Below are 6,981 nucleotides of genomic sequence, written 5' to 3'. Positions count from 1 at the left end.
CGACTTGTCGACATACTTGCCGTTGACCGAATACATCCAGCCGCTGCCGGGCTTGATATCATTTTCCTTCAGTCCGTTAATGGCACTGACGTAAATGGCCGGACTGCTGGTATAGGTGACTTTTAAATTGGTTTGTTTGAGAAGCGTAAAGGCCGTTGTCTTCTTGGTAATGCTTAGATTACCTGAATAAAACTGCTTCTTATACCCAGAAACTTTGAGGTAGGCCCTCCCAACCGTATTCGTTGATCGGTGAGTTGTGGCCGTCTGCTTTTTAGTGGTCGCTTTGGGATGCTGAGACGTGGATGACTGTTTAGCAGTCGCATGATGAGCGGCTGCTTTCTCAGGCGTATGAGCTATCGAAGACGCCCGATCCGCTGTTTGATGATGAGCAGCCTGGTGCTTGGACTTGCTGTGATGTGGTTGATTGGAACTGGACTGCTTTTTTGGCTTGCTTGAGGAGGAAGTCGAACTTGAGGATACCTTAGGCTGGCTGCCGGAATCCATCTTGGCAACTGCTTCGGTTTTTGGATGCTGCTCAGCTCGGTTGGCGATCACCTCGCGGACCCCGAAGGCCAGGCCCAGCGCAATCACAATTCCAATGACGACTCCAATCGCTTTTTTCATAAACCCATTCCTTTAACTTACTTGATTGTATAAACTGATCGGTGCTTGAGCGCTTGCCGATAAGCCGCATTTGCCAAATTGACCTGACCCACACCCAAGGTTTGAGTAGCGGCCCCCTTAATTGAACCGGTTGATCGAACATGACCGAGCATTGCTTTCAAAGGTGAAGCGGTTTGACCTGATTTAAAGTAACCATTGACGTATTTCAACGTTGATTGCTTAGTTGAAAATGCGATGATTACTTCAGCAGTTGAGTTGGCATTGGGGTAAGTCTTTCCCATGTACGCGTACCCGAACGCACCACTTGGGTAGACCGCATTTTTAAGGTAACTTTGCCCCTTGGCAATCGCCGATTTGACGGCTGCCGTGGACGACTTGCTTCGAGCCAATGCAGTAACAGCCATTGCCGTGGTGTCGCTGTCTGTATTGGCAAGCTGATTATTATACGCCCATCCCTTGTTACTGAGTTGATTCTTAACGATCACCTGACCCAAGCTGGCCTTTGAAAATTTTGCATTGTTTGGCCGCTGATAATTGCCAGTCGATAAAGCAATTAATACCTGACTTTGGACAGTCACAGTCTGCTTCATCATGGATTTACGATAAAGTGCCGCAACCAGGTTTAGAGATTTCTTAGCCCCGGTTTTGTGGAGCTTCTGTGGATTCAAGCCAACCGCCTTGATTGCGATAATAGCAGTTGCCAAATCAGCTGGGGTACTCTTCTTATTCAATATTAAGCTGTTAGCGACCCGTGTTCGCTGTGTCTTGGTAAACTTGTACCCCAAGCCTTTAAGCCCCAGGAGAAAGTCTGAATAGCCATAAACGGCCCCAGTCGTCGGATAGGCTTTTTTACTAAATATGTAACTGGTCTTACCGGAAAAGCCGGTCCGGTTCTTGGATAACATCTTCTTGGCGTATTGATAACTGGCCTTGGTCTTTGATTGTTGGTAAGCAGTTGAAGCAGTCTTAACACTGGCAGCGTTAACGGTTGCCAGCGGTGAAACGGCACCGGCTAACAATAAGCCGGCCATTGATAAAGTCACTAATTTTTTAATGTGTTTCATAAGTTATCCATCCCTTGATTTATTGTTTGGGTAAAAAACTGTATTTTCGGTCCAGCCGGTTAAACAGCTTTTCCCAAGTTCGATATAGTAATCCAATCAGAACAACGTTTGATAGACAATGGTTCAAATCAAATCCAGCGCTCGCCACAAATGCCAAAATAAAACTTTTCGGCGTTAGTGGGGTCACGTAAGCCAAAGCATACCAAAGATCCATCATCCAGCCAAACACAAATCCCCAAACGCCGCCAAAAACAATCATCGCTATCAGGCTGTGACGAAACTTGGTCCGGCCGATAAAGCCGGCGGTCAGTCCCATCAACCCCCAGGCAACCATCTGCCACGGAGTCCACGGTCCCTGCCCCAAAAACATATTTGAGACCAGCGCTGTCGTCGAACCGGTCACAAAGCCCAATTCGGGTCCAAGGACCACCCCGCCTAAAATAATCACAAAGCTGGCAGCTTGAACGCTGGGAATCGAGGCAAACGGCACGCGGCCGGCAACCGCCAGCGCAATCAAAATGGCCACAAACATTAACGTCTGTGTCTTCAGCGGTTGGTGTTCAAACCGCCAGTAGGCAGGAAGAAGCGTACATAAGAGTACCATGAAGCTGAATAGCAAGAAATATTGATTTTTTAACAACAGTACTAAAACTAAAAAAACAGCGATCAGCGAAAAGACAAGAAGCATTCGGCTGAGATAAACTGCCCGTTGATTATGAAACATCGCCACTCGTCCCTTCTGATTTAAGTGTAACATCATCCACCAATATTGCCTCAGGAACTTGGCTTCTCAACAACCGATTAATGGGTGTTGTAAAAAAGAAGTTATCAGAAAAAAATTCTCTGGTCGGCAAAATAGTATTGAGGTGACCATCAAACATGAACGCACAGTGTTTTGTATACGCCGCGCAAAACGCCATGTCATGGCTGGCCATCAAAATTGTCGTCCCGCTTTGGTTGACTTCTAGTAGCCACTTGCCCAACAACTGTTTGGTATATGGGTCCAACCCCTTGGTGGGCTCATCTAAAATCAACAACTGTGGCTTGGCCAGTAGTGCGATAGCCAGACCCAAAAGCTGCTGCTGACCGGCACTAAGGTCAAACGGGCTGTGGCTTTTAACCGAATTCAGGTGCAAACGGGCAATCATGGCCTCAATCGCTTCGTTTGATACAGTTTGTGGCAGTTGGTCCGCCTGATTTTGCAGTTCTTCAAAGACGGTCTCGGCCCCGAATTGAAGTGCGGGAGTCTGTGAAAGAAACGAAATTTTTGACAGCCGGTCACCAGTTGGCAGCCGCCAAACAATCTGCCGGTCAAATTTAATCTTTCCGTGCTGGGGAACCCTCAGCCCAGCCAGCATCGTCAGCAAAGTCGTCTTCCCAGAACCGTTTTTGCCAACGATTGACAGCCAGTCGCCCTTATGCAAATCAAGGGCCAAGCGATCGACAACGTTATTGGCGTGGTTAAAAGAAAACGAGATATCTTTAGCGCTCAATATGACAGGTTTGGAGACTGTCCGAGGCGTGTCTTGAATGGTCGACTGAAATTCCAGGCGCTGCTGCAAGATGGCAGTCTGGCCGTCAGCGACCGAAATCGGCAGTTTTTGATCGGTCAACTTTAAGTTCAAAAATAGTTTGGAAACGTCCGGCACGAAGTATTGGAGCTTGGTATCTGCCGCCATCTTGGGAATCCCGGTCGCCGGGTCGCCCACAAATGAAAGCCGGCGATCTTGGATCAGGACCATCGTATCAGCCAAAGCCAGTGCCGTTGACAAGTTGTGTTCTGTCATCACAATTGTCATCCCCAACTCTTGGTGGATCCGTTCCAAGACATCAAAAAAGTGCTGGGTTGAAAGTGGGTCAAGCTGTGCGGTCGGTTCGTCCAATAGAATAATATCGGGACGTAAAATCAAAACCGATGCTAAATTAACTAATTGCAGCTGGCCGCCGGATAAGCTGCCAATCGTATTGTGCAGTAACTGATCAAGTCCTAAATAGTTGGCTAATTCCGCAATTCGCCGCTCAATTTCTTCACTGGGACAAGCGATGTTCTCTAGTGAAAATGCCAATTCGTCAATCACAGTGTCCATAATCGGCTGTACGGCGGGATCCTGAGGAACATACCCCACCGTTTTCGCGCTGGTCAGTTTATCCAAACTGTCGAGAGGCCGTTGATTAATCAGAATTTGGCCGGATCGAGTCCCATTGGGGAGTAACTCCTTTTTAAGATGATTGATCAAAGTGGTCTTGCCACTGCCGGTTGCACCTGCAATGACGACAAATTGACCGTGAAAAATCGTCAAATTAATGTCGGCTAAGGCAGGTTGAGGACTGTCAGGATATGTAAATGTCAGATGGTGGGTTTGAATTAATTCCTGCATGCGCGATAAGCTCCTTCAAAAACCAGTGGGCCGATTAATAAAATACCCAGGCTGACCACTGCTAAAAAGTCGTCAGTTGCCCAAAAACCGGTAAAATCAGCGACTGATTTCGACCAACCGAACTGGCTGCTTCGAACCACGATCATCCCAATAAAAACGACTAACGAACAGCCCAAAAACATCCAATCAGTGGCATGCCAACGATACGTCTGATAATGGCTGCGTTTGGTCGCCCCAAAGCCCCTGGCATCCATCAACCGAGCCGATTCCATCCCTGACGCCAGCGAATCCTCCAGGAGAATCTGCAGAAGTTTACCCGCATTTCGAATCCGAACGCCGATAGAACCGGCTTCAACGTTCAAGTTTCGGGTCTTCTGCAGCATGGCCAGTTCGTGAAATTGATGATTGAAGGTTTTGACCAGATGAACTGACATCACGGCCAGCAGTCCCAGTTTCGGCGTGATGGGTGAAAAGACATAAACCAAGCGATTGGCGGGCAGGATAACATTCAATACACCAAACACCATTAGCATTTCTACCAGCATTAGGCCCATGACAGCACCATAGATCAAAGCCGGCAACGAAACTCGAAACGTCAACCCGAAGACCGAAAGCTGTCCAAGTGTTGGTGCAAACTTTTGGTTCAACAAACAGTTAAAGAAAACAATCGTCAAAAAGAGCAACCCATTCCACTTGAGCTGCTTGAACACACGCCGCCAGCCCATATAAAATCCGCTAACCGCCAACAAGCCGGCAAATCCAACAACTGCGACGGAAACGTGGTTAAACAAAAGCAGCCCAACCACGACTTCAACGAAGTAAACTGCCGAAACGACTGGGTGAAGCTGATAAAAAAATGTCATTCGTATCGGCAATTGCTGCATGGTTAGACTGCTCCTTTCAAATCGATGTTGACCCTGAATGACTATTATATCATCAACAAGCGTTTGAATTTTGAGTAACTCCCAAATTATTTAATTGACTTAGTCTTCAACAATCACTCCCAGCATCGCGACAATTTGTCCGGCCTGCCAGGGGTTAATTTTTAAGCCGGCGATTAGTTCGGGGTTGACGATGAGGTCATCAAAAGTTGCCTTGGACAGATCAATTCCTTTCATCCGCGTATCGAGAAAATCAATCTGGTTAACGTCACAATTGTTAAACGACAGCCCCTTTTTGACGGTCACGGCCTGAAAGCTGCTCTCAACCAGGTTGCAGTCGACAAAAAAGCTGTCTTCGAGCTTAATTTCACTGAAATTGGCATAGTGCAGGTTGGAATCTCTGAACTGGCATTTCTTAAGCAGCGTCCCCATCGAAAAGTCGGCGCCCATCAATTGAACGTTGGTAAATTGGCAATTAGAAAAGTAACTCTTGTGAAAACTGGCGTTCAAGAAGTTACAGCCCTTAAAGGACACGTAACCCCAGTCGCTGCCGTCAAAGTTGCTTTGTTCAAACGCGCAGTGGTCAAACACAACCTCGTTAATACGAATTAATTGGTTGGAAACTGTGATGGTGCAATTTAAATACTCGTTATCAGGTTCGACATCGTCCAAGCTCAATGTCTGTTTCTCAATCGTTGCCAAATTAATCCTCCTGCAGTTGGTTGCGATAAACAAGTCGACTGACTACGTAGTAAATGACGGCCGCAATCATCATCGAAATAAACGTTGCACCAACTGAATTCGCCAATACCGGCACTTGCTTGATGTAGCCGTATGCGATCACCGCAATTAGCCACGACCCAATCGCAATCCAGTTAATTCCACCGGTATACCAGTATTTGCCGGTTCGAGAGGCAAAGTGTTCGACCCGGTACTTCCGCTTGGCGACGACGTAGAAATCAGTCAAGAAGATGGCAATCTCAGGTCCTAAAAACATCCCAATACCATCCAAAAAGGCGGTAAAAACATTCAGGAAGGTGGAATAAAAAATTGGAATAAAGGTCACAAACACGGCGACAATCGTCACGGAAACGATGCTGACGGTCAACGACAAGCGTTTGGTCATGTTGGTCAGCGCCGATCCAGCCGACATCAGGTTCACCGCATTGGCCGTTGTACTGGTAATAATGATCACGAGCATCGCCAAGACTCCAAGACCCAACTTGCTGGCAATCGTGGAAGGATCCGAGTTGTTGGCATCGAAGTGATTTAAGGTAATCGCAGTCGCAATTGTCGAGATAATCCCAATCATCGCAAACCAAATCAGTCCTAAATTAGCCCCAAAGAACGGCGCCCAGGTCGAACTGGCCCGTTTCTTTGAAAAACGGGTAAAGTCGCTGGCTGCGGTCACCCAGGCTAAATTAAAGGCGGCCAATACATCCACGGCTTGGCCCGGCGTCATTTTCAGAGCAGCCGGTGCGTGCCACGAAACAATTTCAGATAACGACACGTTTTGGAAGACCACGATTGATTCCCAAATCACCAAGATGAAAACCAGAATAATACCAATTCGTTCAATAATCCGGACGGACTTTTCGCCCATCGAAATACTGAGTAAATGCAGAATGCTCATCACGATAATTCCTGAAACCAACCCCTTCAATCCACCGGGCTTACCATAGACCGGCCAGCCCAAGACGTCGTGGAGAATATAACTAATTGAGGTTGCCGCGATAAATGTATTCACGGCGGCCCAGCCGATAAATTGGACAATGTTGATCACGGACGGTAAAAAACTGCCCTTAAGCCCAAATGATGCCCGGGTCAACGCCATTGCGGGCAACCCGGTCTTATAGCCCATGTATCCGGACAAGGCCAGCAAAAAGTATGTAATGACACCCACGATGATCAGCGTGGTCGAAGCTGTCACAAACCCGCACGCCGCAATCACGCCGCCAACGTACCAGGTTCCGTTATTGGCGTTTGCGCCCACCCAAGTCGCAAACATATCCCAGTAGGATTGATGCCGATGCT

At 47.6% G+C, this 6,981-nt stretch carries 7 protein-coding genes; all 7 read right to left on the bottom strand.

What is annotated here, in order from left to right:
* The coding region (locus AB3112_RS06710) for a DUF4430 domain-containing protein (RefSeq protein ID WP_367334156.1) at positions 1-624 on the bottom strand (624 nt) is incomplete at its 3' end.
* Positions 625-641: 17 nt separating this feature from the next.
* On the bottom strand, positions 642-1,688 hold the full coding sequence (locus tag AB3112_RS06705) for a fucose-binding lectin II (protein ID WP_084973248.1): 1,047 nt from the start codon (positions 1,686-1,688) through the stop codon (positions 642-644).
* Between the two features lie 19 nt (positions 1,689-1,707).
* Complete coding sequence (locus AB3112_RS06700) at positions 1,708-2,412, bottom strand: ECF transporter S component (RefSeq protein ID WP_081037524.1); 705 nt, start codon at positions 2,410-2,412, stop codon at positions 1,708-1,710.
* On the bottom strand, positions 2,402-4,066 hold the full coding sequence (locus AB3112_RS06695; RefSeq protein ID WP_084973251.1) for an ABC transporter ATP-binding protein: 1,665 nt from the start codon (positions 4,064-4,066) through the stop codon (positions 2,402-2,404). Before AB3112_RS06695 ends, AB3112_RS06700 begins: the two co-directional genes overlap by 11 nt.
* Positions 4,054-4,950, bottom strand: a complete 897-nt coding sequence (locus tag AB3112_RS06690; RefSeq protein WP_084973253.1) for an energy-coupling factor transporter transmembrane component T — start codon at positions 4,948-4,950, stop codon at positions 4,054-4,056. The genes AB3112_RS06695 and AB3112_RS06690 overlap by 13 nt, the downstream gene beginning before the upstream one ends.
* 99 nt (positions 4,951-5,049) lie before the next feature.
* A complete protein-coding gene (locus AB3112_RS06685; protein WP_367334155.1) occupies positions 5,050-5,649 on the bottom strand; it encodes a pentapeptide repeat-containing protein in 600 nt (199 codons plus the stop codon).
* Position 5,650: 1 nt separating this feature from the next.
* The coding region (locus AB3112_RS06680; protein ID WP_367334154.1) for a cytosine permease at positions 5,651-6,981 on the bottom strand (1,331 nt) is incomplete at its 5' end.

Source organism: Lentilactobacillus sp. (genome assembly GCF_040773105.1).
Taxonomy (GTDB): Bacteria; Bacillota; Bacilli; order Lactobacillales; family Lactobacillaceae; genus Lentilactobacillus; species Lentilactobacillus parabuchneri.
This window is presented reverse-complemented; position numbering and strand designations above follow the sequence as displayed.

Coding starts and splice junctions, on each gene's coding strand:
- AB3112_RS06705 (WP_084973248.1), bottom strand. CDS start 1,688: ATGAAACACATTAAAAAATTAGTGACTTTATCAATGGCCGGCTTATTG.
- AB3112_RS06700 (WP_081037524.1), bottom strand. CDS start 2,412: ATGTTTCATAATCAACGGGCAGTTTATCTCAGCCGAATGCTTCTTGTC.
- AB3112_RS06695 (WP_084973251.1), bottom strand. CDS start 4,066: ATGCAGGAATTAATTCAAACCCACCATCTGACATTTACATATCCTGAC.
- AB3112_RS06690 (WP_084973253.1), bottom strand. CDS start 4,950: ATGCAGCAATTGCCGATACGAATGACATTTTTTTATCAGCTTCACCCA.